The organism is Streptomyces sp. NPDC048331, from assembly GCF_043201215.1.
Taxonomy (GTDB): domain Bacteria; phylum Actinomycetota; class Actinomycetes; order Streptomycetales; family Streptomycetaceae; genus Streptomyces.
Map to the genome: position 1 here is coordinate 89,958 of NZ_JBICYT010000011.1, position 14,821 is coordinate 104,778.

At 71.0% G+C, this 14,821-nt stretch carries 14 protein-coding genes; 3 read left to right on the forward strand and 11 right to left on the reverse strand.

Translation table 11 applies throughout. From position 1 onward, the window contains the following. Positions 1–20 precede the first annotated feature (20 nt). The 11 genes from ACGFYY_RS18025 to ddaH all read right to left on the reverse strand — a co-directional run bounded on the left by ACGFYY_RS18025 (position 21) and on the right by ddaH (position 11,149). Positions 21–626 (reverse strand): LysE family translocator, encoded by a 606-nt coding sequence (locus tag ACGFYY_RS18025; protein ID WP_393710427.1) that lies wholly within the window; start codon positions 624–626, stop codon positions 21–23. Between the two features lie 20 nt (positions 627–646). Next, a complete protein-coding gene (locus tag ACGFYY_RS18030; protein ID WP_365269044.1) occupies positions 647–1,942 on the reverse strand; it encodes an ATP-grasp domain-containing protein in 1,296 nt (431 codons plus the stop codon). Then, positions 1,929–2,888, reverse strand: coding sequence for an alpha/beta hydrolase (locus ACGFYY_RS18035; RefSeq protein ID WP_365269047.1), 960 nt, complete (start codon positions 2,886–2,888; stop codon positions 1,929–1,931). The genes ACGFYY_RS18030 and ACGFYY_RS18035 overlap by 14 nt, the downstream gene beginning before the upstream one ends. A gap of 62 nt (positions 2,889–2,950) precedes the next feature. Further along, the gene (locus ACGFYY_RS18040) at positions 2,951–4,237 is read right to left on the reverse strand and encodes an MDR family MFS transporter (RefSeq protein WP_393710430.1); all 1,287 of its coding nucleotides are present in this window, start codon (positions 4,235–4,237) and stop codon (positions 2,951–2,953) included. Then, positions 4,234–5,484 (reverse strand): acetyl-CoA carboxylase biotin carboxylase subunit family protein, encoded by a 1,251-nt coding sequence (locus tag ACGFYY_RS18045; RefSeq protein WP_393710432.1) that lies wholly within the window; start codon positions 5,482–5,484, stop codon positions 4,234–4,236. The genes ACGFYY_RS18040 and ACGFYY_RS18045 overlap by 4 nt, the downstream gene beginning before the upstream one ends. A 123-nt stretch (positions 5,485–5,607) precedes the next feature. Then, complete coding sequence (locus ACGFYY_RS18050) at positions 5,608–5,982, reverse strand: Rieske 2Fe-2S domain-containing protein (RefSeq protein ID WP_393710434.1); 375 nt, start codon at positions 5,980–5,982, stop codon at positions 5,608–5,610. Next, on the reverse strand, positions 5,973–7,388 hold the full coding sequence (locus ACGFYY_RS18055) for an iron-containing redox enzyme family protein (RefSeq protein WP_393710436.1): 1,416 nt from the start codon (positions 7,386–7,388) through the stop codon (positions 5,973–5,975). Before ACGFYY_RS18055 ends, ACGFYY_RS18050 begins: the two co-directional genes overlap by 10 nt. A 71-nt stretch (positions 7,389–7,459) precedes the next feature. Continuing rightward, positions 7,460–8,545: a 50S ribosomal protein L11 methyltransferase gene (locus tag ACGFYY_RS18060; RefSeq protein WP_393710438.1), complete on the reverse strand. Its 1,086-nt coding sequence runs from the start codon at positions 8,543–8,545 to the stop codon at positions 7,460–7,462. A gap of 290 nt (positions 8,546–8,835) precedes the next feature. After that, positions 8,836–9,591 (reverse strand): 2OG-Fe(II) oxygenase, encoded by a 756-nt coding sequence (locus ACGFYY_RS18065; RefSeq protein ID WP_393710440.1) that lies wholly within the window; start codon positions 9,589–9,591, stop codon positions 8,836–8,838. Between the two features lie 32 nt (positions 9,592–9,623). After that, positions 9,624–10,175: a methylated-DNA--[protein]-cysteine S-methyltransferase gene (locus ACGFYY_RS18070; RefSeq protein ID WP_393710442.1), complete on the reverse strand. Its 552-nt coding sequence runs from the start codon at positions 10,173–10,175 to the stop codon at positions 9,624–9,626. Between the two features lie 107 nt (positions 10,176–10,282). After that, on the reverse strand, positions 10,283–11,149 hold the full coding sequence (gene ddaH / locus ACGFYY_RS18075; protein WP_365269071.1) for a dimethylargininase: 867 nt from the start codon (positions 11,147–11,149) through the stop codon (positions 10,283–10,285). A gap of 318 nt (positions 11,150–11,467) precedes the next feature. On the opposite strand from ddaH, the gene ACGFYY_RS18080 reads away from it, so the two are divergent. Genes ACGFYY_RS18080 through ACGFYY_RS18090 form a run of 3 tightly spaced genes read left to right on the forward strand, consistent with a single transcriptional unit; the run spans position 11,468 to position 14,817 of the window. After that, a complete protein-coding gene (locus tag ACGFYY_RS18080) occupies positions 11,468–12,778 on the forward strand; it encodes a SidA/IucD/PvdA family monooxygenase (RefSeq protein WP_365269073.1) in 1,311 nt (436 codons plus the stop codon). A 54-nt stretch (positions 12,779–12,832) separates the two neighbouring features. Then, on the forward strand, positions 12,833–13,201 hold the full coding sequence (locus ACGFYY_RS18085; RefSeq protein ID WP_030755280.1) for a cupin domain-containing protein: 369 nt from the start codon (positions 12,833–12,835) through the stop codon (positions 13,199–13,201). Continuing rightward, positions 13,198–14,817, forward strand: a complete 1,620-nt coding sequence (locus tag ACGFYY_RS18090; protein WP_393710445.1) for a class I tRNA ligase family protein — start codon at positions 13,198–13,200, stop codon at positions 14,815–14,817. Before ACGFYY_RS18085 ends, ACGFYY_RS18090 begins: the two co-directional genes overlap by 4 nt. Positions 14,818–14,821 lie beyond the last annotated feature (4 nt).

Consider the following 14,821-nt stretch of genomic DNA (forward strand, 5'->3'; position numbering starts at 1 on the left):
GCAGGGGGCGGGAGGCCGGGTCACCCGCCCAGTGCCAGCCGGACCGCGAACAGCCCGAACACGACGGCGGTGAGGCCGTCGGTGATCCGCAGCACCCGCGGGGACCTCAGGTGCGGGGCGAGCCGGTGGACCAGCCGCATCCAGGTGAGGAGCCAGAGCAGGCCCAGGGCCAGATAGCAGGCGGCCAGCAGCGGGACACCGATCTCGGGAGCCATGCCCACGGGCACGAACTGGGGCAGGAAGGCCATCAGGAAGATGCCCACTTTGGGGTTGGACCCGGTGCACAGCAGGCCCTGCCCGAAGGCCTGGCGCACCGAGGGTTCACCCGCCGCGGGTGCGGGGACGGCCGTGACCTCGGCGCTCGGCGCGGGGGCCCCGGCGCCGACCCGGGCGGTGGCCCGCCGCACGGCGAGCACGGCCCAGCCGAGCAGCACGACCGCGCCGGCCCAGCGGAAGGCCGCGAAGAGCCCCGGGCTGGCCGTGAGGAGGGCGGCCAGCCCGGCCGCGCCGAGTCCGGCCTGTACGGCTCCCGCGGTGATCATGCCGAGGGCGGCGGCGGTGGCCACCCGTAGGGAGCCGTTCAGCACCAGGTTGGTGATCATGACGAGGTCGGGTCCGGGCGTCATGATCACCACCAGGGAACTGATCAGGAAAGCGGCGGTGTTGATCGCTGCTCCTCGATGGAAAGCAGGCGCTCCGCGGCCCGGACGGCCTCGTAGTCCCGCTGGATCTGTTCGGCGTCGGGGTGGGCGAGGATCACGAATCCGAAGTTGAGGCTGTCGACCAGGTCCCGGGTGGCGGGGACGTGGTCTCCGTCGCTCAGGTTCTGGATCGAGAAGTGGTGGCTGGGGAGGTCGCGGACCCCGTCCAGGGCGGCCGTGCCGCTGACCGTTCCGGAGCGGGGCGCGATGTGGAAGACGCACATCTGGTGGACGAGCAGCTCGTACCCCTGCGGGAGTTCGCCCCCGGTCAGCCAGCGCACGGTCCGGTCGATCTGGCTGTCGCCGGTGGCGTTGCGGTTGAAGCGCGGCTGGCCGCCGCCGTGCGGCCGGGCACCGAGCTCGATGAGCAGCGGTCCCTCCGCCGTCCCCATCACCTCGACATGGGCGGAGCCGAAGCGCAGACCCACCGCGTCCAGGACGCCGAAGACGTACTCGGTGAGGCCGGGCAGGGCCGGATCGTCCGGGGGGAGCCAGCGCATGGTGTCGTAGACGGCCATGTGCGGACCGTTGTCGACCTTGCGGTAGGCGCACACGTCGACCACGGCGTGCTTGCCGTCGTGGCTGAAGGTGTCGATCACGTACTCGGTGCCGGTGACGAACTTCTGGACCAGGAGCCGGTCGTCGACCTCGCCGAACTGGTTGACCCGGCCGAGCTGGCGCGCGAACACCGCCCGCCAGTCCTCGCCGCCGACCAGCTTGATCACACCGTCGGTGCTGGCGCTCTTGGGCGGTTTGACGACCAGGTCCGCCCCGGCCAGGCCCTCGCGCTCCAGCCAGGCCGCCACCTCGTCCGCGTCGTCGGTGCAGAGCTGCGGGATGACCGGCAGGCCGGCCGCCGCGACGGCGGCGGCCATGGCGCTCTTGTCCCGGCGGGCGTCGGCGAGTTCGGGTACGTTGCACCGCTCGGGCGTCACGAGCGGGGCGAGCCGTTCGGCCAGTTCCACCCCGGACTCGCAGCCCGCCACGACACAGCGCGGGTCCAGCGCCCGCAGCCGCTCCACGACGGCCTCCAGGTCGCCCTCGTGGACGATGATCTCGGGGAAGTCCTGCGGCCGGTAGGAGCCGGCGTAGGCCTCCGGGGGCCGGGGGCCGGTGACCACCGCCACCGCCGGGACGCCGTGGTCGGCCAGCGTCTGCGCGAACAGGGCGCCCGAGGAGTACGGGTCGACGATCACGCAGGGGCCCTGCGGCGCCTCCGGGATCCGCTCAGCGCGCGTCACGGTCGACCGCCTCTCCGGCCGCGAGGGCGGCGACGGCGTCGCAGTAGCGCGCGAAGAACCGGCCGGCCGGCTCGCTGATCCGGCGGGCGCGCACCGGGGCGTGCACCATCCCCTCCTCCATCACGTACGTCACCGGCGTGCCGTTCTGGCGCAGTCGGGCCGTGTACTTCTCGGCGTCCACGCGCAGCGAGTCCATCTCGCAGCCCACCACGTACGCGGGCGGCAGGTCGTGGAAGGTGCCGGTGAGCAGCGGGGAGACGTACGGGAGTTCCGCCTGTCCGGGCTCGGGGCAGTAGCAGGCGGTGTAGAACTCCATCTCCCCGCCGGAGAGCAGGGGCGCGTCCTCGCCGCCGTGCCGCCACCGGGTGAAGTCGAGCACCGGGCTGATGACCGCCTGGCCGCGCAGCCGGGGGCCGCCCCGGTCGCGGGCGATCATCGAGAGGACGACGGCCATGTTGGCGCCGGAGCTCTCCCCGCAGAGCACCGCGGCCTCGGGGTCGATGAAGTCGAGGCCGAGGGCGGGCAGGTCGGCCAGGGTGCCGCACAGTCCGGCGTAACAGTCCTCCAGCGGGCCGGGGTGCGGGTTCTCCGGGGCCATGCCGAAGTCGAGGGCGATCGCCACCAGGCCGGTGCGGTCGGCGAGTTCGGCGACCAGGCTGTGGTGGCTGTGCAGGGAGCCGATGACGAAGCCGCCGCCGCGTATGTAGAAGAGCACGGCGTCGCCCGTGCGCCGGGCCGGCTCGTAGATGCGGATCCGGGCGGTCCGTCCGCCGTGGGTGACGCTCGCGTCCCGGTGGGTCACGCCCTCGGGCACGGGGATCGGGAGGACCTCGGTCAGCCCGTCGTACAGGGCGCGCTGTCGTTCGACGGGGTAGGTGTAGAAGTCCGGCGGCAGGGCGCCGTCGACGGTCTTCACGAAATTCTCGATGCCGTCTGCGTAGGCCATGGGCAGCTTCGCTCACTTCCGGATCACGGCGTGCCGGAGAACCGCGGCACGGGGGAGGGGGCTCAGGGTGTTTCGGCGGGTGCTGGCGTGGCCGACGGTTCGGCGTCCGCGGCCGGCCGCCGCTTGTCGGCGGGGGGCTCGGCCATGCCGATCAGGGTGACGACGACGGCGACGGCGGTCAGCGCCCCGCACAGCCACCACACGGAGGCGGCCGAGGCCTGCCAGGCCGCGATGCCGATCACGGGCCCGACCGCGTAGCCGATCTGCATCGGGAAGGCGGAGGCGGCGATGTAGCGGCCCCGCAGGTGCGCGGGGGCGACCTTGCCGGGCCAGGCGGAGGCGGTCGGGGTACCGATCATCTCGCCGACCGTCCAGACCACCGTCGCGATCACGAACATGGCCATGCCGGGACCGGCGACGTAGAGGTTCATGCCGACGCCGACCAGGCCGACGCCCAGCGCGACCGCGAACCGTCCGGGCAGGTGCTGCACGTACTTGGTGAACAGCAGCTCCAGGCAGATGACCATGGCCGCGTTCAGGGAGAGGAGGGTGGAGTAGAAGGTCGGCCCGTGGCCGTCGGCCTTGAGCTGGAGCGGCAGCGCGGAGGTGTGCTGGATGTAGACGACGGCGTTGAGGAACAGCGCCAGCAGGAAGAGCAGGTAGCGACGGTCGCGGAGTACGGCCAGGTACGAGGCGCCGTCGGCCTGCGGATCCCGGGTGCCGGAGCCGGCGGTCGTCCCCGTGCGGACCAGGACCAGGGCGAAGAGGGCGAAGCCGACGGACGTCACCGCGTCGATGTAGAACATCAGGTCGTACGAGTAGCTGATGAGCAGGGCGCCGAGCAGCGGGCCCGCGGTGGTGCCCAGGTTGAACGCCATGCGGTAGACCGCGAACACCATCACGTGGTGTTCCTCGGGGGTGGCCTCCACCAGCAGCGCCGAGGAGGCGGGCCGGTAGGCCTGGGCGGCGATGCCGATCACCGCGGCCACCGTGATCACCACGGGCAGGTTGTCGAGGAAGACCAGGCTGAGGGTGAGCAGGCCGGCGAGGGCCATGGAGCCGACGATGGTCCACGCGTAGCCGACCCGGTCCGAGATCGAGCCGCCCGCCAGGACGCCGACGACCGAGCCCACCCCGTACGCGCCGAGGGCGAAGGCGGCCGCGGAGGTGCTGAAGCCCTTGTCGGTGAGGTAGAGCACCAGGTAGATCTGGAGGAAGTTGCCCAGCCGGTTGATCAGCATGCCGACCAGGACCAGCCAGATCGGTCCCGGGATCCCGCGCAGGGTCTGTACGACGGACGGCCGGGCGGCCTTGCGGCCCTCCGGGGAGTCGTGTCCGGTGTTCGTCACGGAGCGGGTACCTCCGCCGGGCGGGCGTCGAGCTCCACGATCTCGGGGGCGGTCAGCAGGGCTGCGCGGGCCCGCTCCACCGAGTCGGCGAGGGCGATCACGCGGGCGTAGCGGGAGATGTAGCCGCGCGGCGGCAGTCGCAGCACCGCGCCGGGACCCGCCATCGCGTCGGCGCTGTGGACATCGGCCGGGAAGCGGTCCTCGTGGACGGTCACGGCGTCGATCTCGATGTCCTGCTCCGGGTACAGGAAGGCTATGGCCGCGGCCTTGCGGTGGCGGACCTCGGTGTCCGGGCGGACCCCTGCGGCGGTGTCCGCCGCCGCCATCGCGACGTCGACACCGGTGGCGAGCTCCCCGAGGTAGGGGATCATGTCGCCGCCGAGGCGGGCGTTGACCTCCATCAGACGCAGTCCGCCGGCGGTGATGCGGAACTCGGTGTGGCTGACGCCGGTGTGGAAGTCCAGGGCGGCGTGCGCGGCTCGCAGCGCGTTCAGCAGCTCGGGATCGGTCAGCAGCGGGTCGGCGCCGTCGACCTCGTGACCCGTCTCCTCGAAGAAGGGCGCCAGGCCGACCTGTTTGCGGGCGACGACGAGCGGTACGCACTCCCCGTCGAAGAAGACCGCGTCGACGCTGATCTCGGGGCCGTCGGCGAACTCCTCGACGAGCACCGACACGTCGAAGACGGGAACACCGGGGTAGGAGGCGCCGGACGCCGCCCGGTAGGCGCTCTCCACGTCCTCGGGGCCGTCGGCCTTGCGCACGCCCATTCCGCCGGCCAGCCCGCGCGGCTTCAGCACGACGGGGAAGCCGATCTTCTCCGCCGCCGCTCGGGCCTCGGCCAGGGACCGTACGCCGATCGAGGCCGGCTGGGGCACGCGGGCCGTCTCCAGCGCGGCCCGCGTGGCGGCCTTGTCCCGGCAGGCGATGACGGACTCGGGGGAGTTGCCCGGCAGCCCGAGGGCCCGGGACACATGCGCGGCGGGAGTGACGAGCCCCTCGTCGTAGCAGAACACACCGGCCACCTCGTGCGCGGCGGCCACCTGCCGGGCGGCATCCGTCAGCGCGTCCGGGTCGGTGTTGTCCACGGTCGTGGAGCCCACGACGTACGGCTCCTCCCAGCTCACCGGTGCCGGCTGGAGCAGCCATAACGCGTAACGCGTGCTCACCGTCCGCAGAATGAACTCCCTGCTGCGCTGACCGCTGCTTCCGATCAACAGCAGAAGCGGCTTCTCGCCGTCCCACGCCATGGTCCACACTCCTCGTTCGTCGTGATGCCTTCGGCCGGTGCGCCGCCACCTGTAGAACACCGGGTCGGTGCAGGCCGTTGCACCCGGCGCCGGATGTCCGACGCCGGGTGCAACGGGATGGGATCAGACCGCGGCGCCCGGGCGGGCGAGTTCGGCCGACAATGGCCGGTACTCACGGCTGGTGCGGCCGCATACGTCGGCCGGGGCCCCCGTGGGGCGGGCGGGACGGTCGGGGAAGACCGCCGTGACCCGGTTCCCGGTCCGCACGGCCGGGATCTCGCCCCGCAGCCGCGCCGCGGACGTTTTGCGGTCGTGCCAGGGGCAGATCAGCCGGCCGGCGTCCGGTGTCACACCGGCCAGGTGGAGCGGGCCGCCGCGGTGGGGGCACTGGGCGTTCATCACGAAGCCGCGGCCGTCGACCGTGGCGTACACGTAGGCCGTCCCGGAGACGACCACGCAGTTCTCCCGCCCCGCGACCGGGAAGCTCACTACAGGCATTTGCGGTAATCCCCCACCGAGTGGATCTCGTAGACGCACTCCTCGGACAGAATGTCGGCGCCGTGCAGCCGGTTGCGCCGGATCACGACCCCCTCGCCCGCCTCCAGCGTCAGCGACGAGCCGAGCCCGCTCTCGAACCGCATGGTTCCGGAGACGATGTGGCAGAGCTCGTCGCCCTCGTGGCAGTGCGTGTTGGAGAGCTCGTTGAACGGCTCGACCAGGTGCGCCACCGGCGCCTGGACCCGGCCCTCCTTGATGGCCTCGTAGACGGGACCGTGCAGCTTCTTGAGCTCAGGCTGGTCGTCCATCCAGGAGATCTGCGCGACGAAGTCCTTGTCGGCGACCTCCAGCAACACCCGGTACTCCTCGATCCCGCGCACGATCTCGGGGATGATCCCCTCGCCGTGGGCCTCGATGAGCGGGGCGATGATCTTCTCGCGCGCCATCCGGCCGTGGTGCTGGTCGATGTGCACGTGCTCGGTGAAGTACGTGGTGTCGACGGAGTCGCCGAAGACGCCGTGCAGCAGGCGATCGGCCCGCCGGCAGAAGTCGACGAGCGAGCTCTCCGTGTAGAACAGGGCGCCGACGTAGCGGAAGAACAGCTCGTGGTTCTTGCCCAGGTAGTGGAAGTAATTGTTCAGCAGCAGGCTGCTGTTGAGGTAGTACTGCCAGTACCGGTGGAGGTCGGACTTCAGGCCGACCGACTCCATGGTCCGCTCGAACAGCGTGCTGTGCTTGGTGTCGTGCACGCCGTAGCCGTACTCGTCGATGACGACCTTGAACCATTCGGACTGGACCGGCCCGTAGTAGCCCAGGACGTTGCGCATCATCGGCGACGCCTCGGAGAGGAAGTCCGGGGCGAACTGCACCAGCCACATACGGGCGGCGCGCTCGGGGTCGGTGGAGCCGGTGACGGCGGCCTCGATCGGTGACAGCTCCTCGCCGCCGCCCATGTCGAGCGAGTCGAGGTAACTGTCCAGGCTCGCCTTCGTCCACTTCCCGGACGTCTCGACCTCGTCGTCGAGGAAACCGAAGGCGTACCGCTCCAGAGCCGGACGTATTCGCTCCCCGAGCGCCCGGTTGGCCGGACTGTAGAACGCGCGGAAGTCCTCCTCCTTGCCCTCCAGGCCGGACTTGGGGAAGAACACCAGGTCGGCTTCGTAGACGGAGGTGAGCAGGCGCTGCACGGCCAGGCTCGTGTAGTCGAGGATGTTCTCCCGGCCCGGCACCTTGTCGAAGTCGAGGTGCGGCAGGACCTGGGGGCGCAGCTGGCGACGGTAGGGGTTGTCGTCGTTCTGCCAGTCCAGGTTGTCGAGGAAGATCGGGTTCGTGGCGTACTGCACGATCGCGTCGCGCAGTGCGGTGCCGCTGAGCTCGAACGGGACGTGCTCGGGTACGTGACTCATTGCGTTCTCCTTGGTCCGGATGCGCAGGAGGTACGACCGGCGGTACGGGGTGGGCCCGCCGGTGGTGTGGGTCAGACGTGCACGCCGAGGGAGAAGTCGCTCCACCGGAGCCGGAGCGGGACGCTTTCGCCCGCCTTCACCGGGACGGACTTCTCGAGCGGGACCCAGCCCTGCATCCAGTGCGAGCGGGTGTTCTCGGGGGAGTTGGTCAGTGTGGTGCCGGCCGCCATGTCCAGCTCGAACCAGACGACCAGGGCGTGCGCCTCGCCGTCGGTGCTCGCGGTGAGGTCGATCTGGCGCTCCCCCGGCTCCAGGGCGTCCTCGGCCAGGTCGAAGTCCAGGACCGTGGCGGTCTCGGACAGGAACCGGTGGGGCCAGGTGCCCAGGCGCACCGGGAGGTGGCCGCGGGTGGACAGGGTGTTCATGAGCGAGACGTCGAAGCCGCTCGCCGTCGTGACCTGGTTGAGCCGCAGGATGTCCTCGCTGCTGACCAGCCGGCCGAGGATCCGGGCCGCGGAGGGGAACATGATCCCGCCGGGCTTCAGCAGATGCCGGCGGGCGTGCCGGATCGACGGCAGCAGCCCCTCGCCGATGAGTCCGCAGTCGACGATCTCCGAGACGAGGACGTCCACCGGGCCGTCGAGGTCACGGCCGATCTCCAGCGAGGTCGACGGCTTTCCGATCACCGTGATGACGTCGCCGTAGCCGTGGGCGTCGATCACCTGCCGGGCCACCTCCGCGAGCAGCGGATTCATCTCGCAGGTGATGACGCGGGCCGCGCCGGCCCGGGCCGCCGCCATGGCGAGCAGTCCGCTCCCCGACCCGATGTCCAGCACGGTCGCTCCGGACGGGATGCCCCGAGCCAAGGCGCCGGCCAGGGCGTCATTGCGCTCGGTGTCGTTCAGCATGGCGAAGTGCCAGCGGGGAACGGTTCTGCGGGCGATCCGGGTGAAGACCTCGGAGTCGGTGGACGGACGGCCCGCGGGTGTCGTGAGCAGTGCGGACGCCTGCTCGGCGATGTCGTTCATCTCCTGCGCCAGCGATTGCAGGGACGCGGTGATGAGCCGGTGTTGAGAGCTGTTGAGCGACAGGCTCGGACCTTCGGGTCCGGGATCGTGCCCTGATGTCGCGACCTGTGCGCCCTGGACGTGCTGCATGTTCGCCACCGCTCCTCACGTTGGACCGCCCGATCAGCCGAGGTGCACGACGGCTCGTCAAGATCGGCGCTCCGTCGCAAGGCGACCGTACGGAAACGTGATGGGGCGGAACTCCAGCGGAACTTCAGTGCGAGCGGCGGTTCTGCCGGGCGCGGGCCCGCCGTACGGGACGCTGACCCGCGGGAACCCGCCCGCCGTGCCGGTCCGCTGGAACGGGGCGGCAGAAACCGGGTCCTCGGACCGGTAGATTCCGCCGCCTCCCGGTATAGGGACGGCCTACGGGACGGCCCTCAGCGCGCGTCGTGGAAGATGACGCCCAGCACGTGGCGCTCCCCGCTGAGGACGGCGCTCACCCCGTGCCGCAGCGTCACCCGGCTCCAGCCGCGCACCGAGCGCACCGGGCGGTGGTCGACCGTGAAGATCAGGCCCTGGCCCTGGGTCGGCCGCCTGACGAGCGGGCGGGACTGCGCGCGCGGGCGCTGCTCGACGAACACGCTCTCCCCGCCGGTGAAGTCCTCGTCCGGCCGGTCGAGCATGATCGCCACCTGGAGCGGGAAGGTCAGGTCGCCGTAGACGTCCTGGTGCAGGCAGTTGTAGCCGCCCCGCCCGTACCGGAGCAGGAGGGGGGTCGGGCGGTGCTGCCCGGCGGCCGCGCACGCCCCGAGCAGTCCCTCGTGGTCGGAGGGGAAGGCCGGCTGCCCCAGGCGCCGGGCCCATTCGTTGGCGATCAGGGCGAGCGGCGGGTACAGCCGCTCCCGCAGGTCCTGGACCAGTTCCGGCAACGGGTAGGCGAAGTAGCGGTAGAGGCCCTCACCGAAGCGGTGCCGCGCCATCGTCACGGTGCTGCGGAAGGCCGTGGGGTGGTCGAAGAGGTCCCGCAGCTGCGCACACTGCTCGGGCGACAGCAGTGGCGGGGTCACCGCCACCCCCTCGGTGTTCAGTTCCGCGGCCAGCCGCTGCCAGTCCAGGTTTCCGGGCGCGGGTGGGGCGAAGGTCGGGCCGGGGAGTTCGAGGCCCGGGAGCTGGGACGGCTCGTACGCGCTCACATGCTCTGCTTTCTGCGGAGGGGAGGGCGGATTCAGGCGGCCGGCGCGGCGGCTTCGAGGACGAGCAGATGGCGCTTGGCCTCCAGCCCTCCCGCGTAGCCGCTGAGGCTGCCCGTGGAGCCGATGATCCGGTGGCAGGGCAGCACCACGCACAGCGGATTCGCGCCCAGCGCCGTGCCGACGGCACGCGCGGCGCCGGGCCGCTCCAGCGCCCGGGCGAGGTCCGCGTAGGTCGCGGTGCGCCCGTACGGCACGAACTCGGCCAGCATCAGGTTCGTGCGCCGGCTGAACGGGGTGGCGAGCCGCAGGTCCGTCGCGACGGTGAAGTCCCGGCGCGTCCCGGCCAGATAGGCGGCGATCTGCTCCCGGGCCTCGTCCAGGACCTTCTGCCCCGGTCCGCTCGCGTCCCCCGGTCCGGCCGGGCGCAGTCCGCCCCGGGCCAGGCGCTCCGCGGCCGCTTCGGTGGTGCCGTAGCAGCACAGCACGAGCGCGTCGTCCGTCGCCGCCAGCACGAGCGGGCCCAAGGCCGTGGGATGGATCGCCACCGTGGCGGTGGCGGCGCTGAGCGGACCGGGGGTCGGCATGGCGGGACTCCTTCGTTCGTCATGATCCTCGTCCGTCACGACCCGGCCCACCGCCAGGGCCGTGCGGCGACGGTAGAAACACCGTCGCCGCCGAAAGGGTTGCGCGGTCAGCGGTCGCGCAGTTCCAGCGTGCAGCACTTGACGCTGCCGCCGGCCTTGAGCAGCTCGGAGAGCTCGACCCCGATCGGCTCGAAACCGCGCGCCCGCAGCTTGGCGTGCAGGCCGGTGGCCGCGGCCGGCAGCAGCACGTGGCGCCCGTCGGAGAAGGCGTTGAGGCCGAAGACGGCCGCGTCCTCGGCGGAGGCCAGGATCGCGGTGGGGAACATCGCGCGCAGTACGGCCTGGCTGCCCTGGGAGAAGGCGGCCGGGTAGTACATGACCTCGTCCTCGGACAGCACGGAGAGCGCGGTGTCCAGGTGGTAGTACTCCGGGTTCACCAAGGTCAGCGAGGTGACCGGGAGGCCGAAGAACTCCTGCGCCTCCAAGTGGGACCGCGGGTCGGTGCGGAAGCCGGTACCGGCCAGGAGGCGCCGGCCGACGGTGAGGATGTCGCCCTCGCCCTCGTTGACGAACTCGGGCCAGAGGGAGTCCGTGTAGCCGCGTCCCTCCAGCCACCGCAGGTATGCCGGTCCCTCGGCGGTGCGTTCCGCGTGCCGGAAGCGGGCCCCGTAGACCTTGCCGTCGACGACGGTGGCGCCGTTGGCCGCGAACACCATGTCGGGCAGGCCCTCGATGGGGTCTATCTCCTCGACCACGTGCCCGAGTTCGAGGTACAGGTCGCGCAGCCCCTCCCACTGGCTGACCGCGAGCGCGTTGTCCGTCGCGTGCTGCGGGTTCATCCACGGGTTGATCGAGTACGTGACGTCGTAGTGCCGGGGCCGGCACATCAGCAGACGTCGGCGCGTGGCGACCCGGGTGGGGCTCTCGGAACGGTAGAGGGCGCCGGCAGGGGTGATGGGCTCGGTGAGCGGCACGAGGGCTCCTTCTCATGGGGTTTCGATGGAAGCCCGGCTGTCCGAGGGATGGTTCGGCCAGCCGGATGCGTGTGACGCAACTGATCACGTGGCCCCATGGAAAGGGGGCTTCGCATTGACCGGAAGTAATCGGTGGTACCGGCCAATCAACCCGCCCGCGAGGGCTGCCGCCGAGTTGATTGTCCGTGGCCGGGACGCCTTCCGGGCAATCGGGCGCTGCCATGGAATGTGGACATCACCCGGGAGGCAACGCAAGGACGCGAACCGTCCTGCCTGACCGTACGAACCTGTCCACCTGTTCCATCTGGAGGTACTTCCATGGCGCATCGCAATGTCGAACTGCTCGCAGTCGGCGCAGGCCCGGCGAACCTGGCGCTGGCGGTCGCCGTCGAGGAGCTCGCACCCGAGCTGGCCGGTGACACCCTGTTGATCGAGCGCGAGCAGGACATCGTGTGGCAGCGCGGCATGCTGCTGCCCGACGCGCTCAGCCAGGTGTCCTTCCTCAAGGACCTGGTCACCATGCGCAATCCGACCAGCAGATTCTCGTTCGTCAATTTCCTTCACTCGCAGAAACGTCTCGACGCTTTCGTCAACCTCGCGAGTTTCGTTCCTTACCGCAGCGAGATATCCGAATATCTGCAGTGGGTCGCCGACGAACTCGCCACGGTGCAGGTCGAATACGGCCGCGAATGCGCCGGCGTCGAAGCGGTGACGGGCGACGACGGCGAGCTGGCCGGCTGGCTGGTCACCCTTGCCGACGGCGACACCATCGGGTGCCGCTACCTCGTGATCGGTGCGGGCCGTGACGCCCACATCCCCGCCGTGTTCGACGGCCTGCCGGCCGAGCGCGTCATCCACAGCACGCAGTACACGCAACGCATCGCCGATGTGCGGGCCGACCTGCCGCACCGCGTCGCGGTGATCGGCGGCGCCCAGAGCGCGGCCGAGCTGTTCGGCGCCGCGCTGCGGGACCTGCCCGAGTGCAAGCCGACGATGATCATGCGCTCCATCGGTCTGAACGGCTACGAGAGCAGCAAGTTCACCAACGAGCTCTACTACACGTCCTTCATCGACGAGTTCTACGCATCCTCGCCCGAGGCCCGCCGCCAGCTCCTCGGCGAGATGTACCGCTCCAACTACGGCGGTCTCTCCCCGGCCACCCTGGACGGCCTGTACCGGCAGTTCTACCAGGACCGTCGCTCCGGCCAGGAGCGCCTGGGCATGCACCCCATGACGGACGTGACCGGCGCCCGCATGGACGGCGACGAGGTCGTCCTGACCCTCGTCGACCGCAAGTCGGGAGCCGAACGGGAGATGCGCACGGACCTGGTGCTCCTGGGCACCGGCTTCGTCCGGGAGATGCCGTGGGCGGTCAAGGCCCTCGCGGAGTCGATCGGTGTCGAGGAGATCAACGTCAGCCGCAACTACCGGCTCGACCTCGGCCGCCCCGCGACCGCCGCCTGCTACCTCCAGGGCGTCAACGAGGCCACCCACGGCATCGCCGACTCGCTGCTCAGCGTGCTCGCGGGCCGCTCCGCCGAGATCACCGAGGACATCCTGGCGCATCGCCGGAGCCGATCCGCCGAGGCCACGGCCCCGCGGGAGCTCGCGCTCGCCGGCGCGGTCTGAGACCCGCGCACCCCTCACCAGCCGTACCCGCCAGCCGAGGAGAGAACGAAGCACATGCTCACCCAGCCACTCGACCGCGAAGGACTGACGCACGAGAACGGCCTCGACGCGCAGCGGCTGCTGCCCTGGCCCGAGCTCAACGCCCCCTTCGAGGGGTCCTGGTGCGTGATCCGGCCCGGCACGGCGTCCACCGCCCACGCCCACCACGAGTACGAGATCTTCATCGCCGTCGCCGGCTCCGCCGTCCTGGAGTCCCAGGGCGTCCGCAAGCCCTTCACGACCGGGGACATCGTGCACTTCACCCCGGGCTCCGACCACCGGGTGATCAACGAGTCCGACGAGGACTTCGAGATGTACAGCGTCTGGTGGGACCTCGACATGACACAGCGGTTCGCAGCTCGCCACGAAGGAGCCCAGGCATGACACGCCGTACGGTCATCATCGCGCCGCCGCCGACCCCCAACGGGGACCTGCACACCGGACACCTGGCGGGCCCGTACCTGGCGGGCGACGTGTACGCACGCTACCTGCGGGCGTCGGACCGGCCGGTGATCTTCACCAGCGGTACCGACGACAGCCAGACCTACGTGGTGGCCAGCGCCGCCCGGGCCGGTCTGACCCCGGAGGAGCTGGCCCTGCGCTCCGCCACGCAGATCCGCGCCACCCTGGAGGCGGCCGGCGTCTCCGTCGACGGCTTCGCCCCCTTCGACAAGGGCTACCGCCAGACCGTCATCGACTTCGTCACCGACCTCCACAGCGAGGGCGCCTTCCGCCTGAAGACGGTGCTGCTGCCGTACGTCGAGGCCACCGGCGAGTACCTGATGGAGGGCCTGGTCGCCGGCGACTGCCCGGTGTGCCTCGTGGAGAGCCGCGGCGGACTGTGCGAGTCCTGCGGCCACCCCAACAACTTCGACGAGCTGCTGCGACCGCGCTCCACCGTCGACCCGGACGCCGTCGTCACGCACCGCGAGGCGCAGATCCTCGTGCTGCCGATGGAGGAGTACCGCGACCGGCTCGCCGACTACTACGTCCGGCACCGGGACGTGCTGCGCCCGCACACCGCGCAGCTCGTCCGGGAGGCGCTGGACCGGCCGCTGCCGGACTTCCCGATCACCTACCCGACCGCGTGGGGCATCCCGGCGCCGTTCACCGAGACGCCGGGCCAGGTCCTCAACGCCTGGGCCGAGGGCATGGCCGCGTCGATGTACTGCACCTGGTACGCGGCGGAGCAGCTCGGTGAGCACGCCGACCGCTTCGACGAGCACTGGCTGTCCGAGCACGGCATCGACCTTGTGTACTTCCTCGGATTCGACAACGTCTACTTCTGGGGAATGACGCACCTGGCCCTGCTGATGGCGCACGGCGACCGGTACGTCGAGCCGCACGCCATCGTGTCGAACGAGTTCTACGAACTGGAGAACCAGAAGTTCTCCACAAGCAAAGGTCACGTGGTCTGGGCCGCCGATCTGGTGGCCGAGGTCCCCCGCGACCTGGTGCGCTTCTACCTGGCGCTCACCGCGCCGGAGCACTCCCGTACGAACTTCAGTCGGGAGGCGCTCGACACCCTGTCGCGCACCCGGCTGGTCGATCCGTGGAACCACCTCGCGGGCCGGCTGGCGGAGCTGCTCGCCGGGCATCCGGCGGACGCGCCGCTGCCGGTCTCCGCGACCGGTGCCCGGGAGGCGGGGATCGTCGTCGAGCGGTTCCGCTCCCACTACGAGCTCGAGAGCTTCAGCCTGCACCGGGCCGCGGACCTGATCGTCGTGCACATCGACCGGTTGCTGGAGCAGGCGGACCGGGTGGTGGCGAGCGTCCCGAGCGACCTCGGTGACCTGGTCCTCGCCGTCCGGACGCTGACCGCGTGCGCCGCTCCGCTGCTCGTCGACCTCGCGGCCCGGGCCGAGCGCGCCGGCGCCGATCTGAGTCTGCCGGCCGGTGCCTTCCCGGCCGACCCCGTCGCTCCGCTGCGACTCCCCCTCCTGTCCACCGCGGTCGGGGCCTTCGCGCCCGTGGCCGAGCCGGCCGTCATCCGAGCCTGACCTC

What these genes read in the sequence shown, in the direction of transcription:
- ACGFYY_RS18025 (WP_393710427.1), bottom strand. Translation starts at nt 626, where the DNA reads ATGACGCCCGGACCCGACCTCGTCATGATCACCAACCTGGTGCTGAAC.
- ACGFYY_RS18035 (WP_365269047.1), bottom strand. Translation starts at nt 2,888, where the DNA reads ATGGCCTACGCAGACGGCATCGAGAATTTCGTGAAGACCGTCGACGGC.
- ACGFYY_RS18045 (WP_393710432.1), bottom strand. Translation starts at nt 5,484, where the DNA reads ATGGCGTGGGACGGCGAGAAGCCGCTTCTGCTGTTGATCGGAAGCAGC.
- ACGFYY_RS18050 (WP_393710434.1), bottom strand. Translation starts at nt 5,982, where the DNA reads ATGCCTGTAGTGAGCTTCCCGGTCGCGGGGCGGGAGAACTGCGTGGTC.
- ACGFYY_RS18055 (WP_393710436.1), bottom strand. Translation starts at nt 7,388, where the DNA reads ATGAGTCACGTACCCGAGCACGTCCCGTTCGAGCTCAGCGGCACCGCA.
- ACGFYY_RS18060 (WP_393710438.1), bottom strand. Translation starts at nt 8,545, where the DNA reads ATGCAGCACGTCCAGGGCGCACAGGTCGCGACATCAGGGCACGATCCC.
- ACGFYY_RS18070 (WP_393710442.1), bottom strand. Translation starts at nt 10,175, where the DNA reads ATGCCGACCCCCGGTCCGCTCAGCGCCGCCACCGCCACGGTGGCGATC.
- ACGFYY_RS18080 (WP_365269073.1), top strand. Translation starts at nt 11,468, where the DNA reads ATGGCGCATCGCAATGTCGAACTGCTCGCAGTCGGCGCAGGCCCGGCG.
- ACGFYY_RS18085 (WP_030755280.1), top strand. Translation starts at nt 12,833, where the DNA reads ATGCTCACCCAGCCACTCGACCGCGAAGGACTGACGCACGAGAACGGC.
- ACGFYY_RS18090 (WP_393710445.1), top strand. Translation starts at nt 13,198, where the DNA reads ATGACACGCCGTACGGTCATCATCGCGCCGCCGCCGACCCCCAACGGG.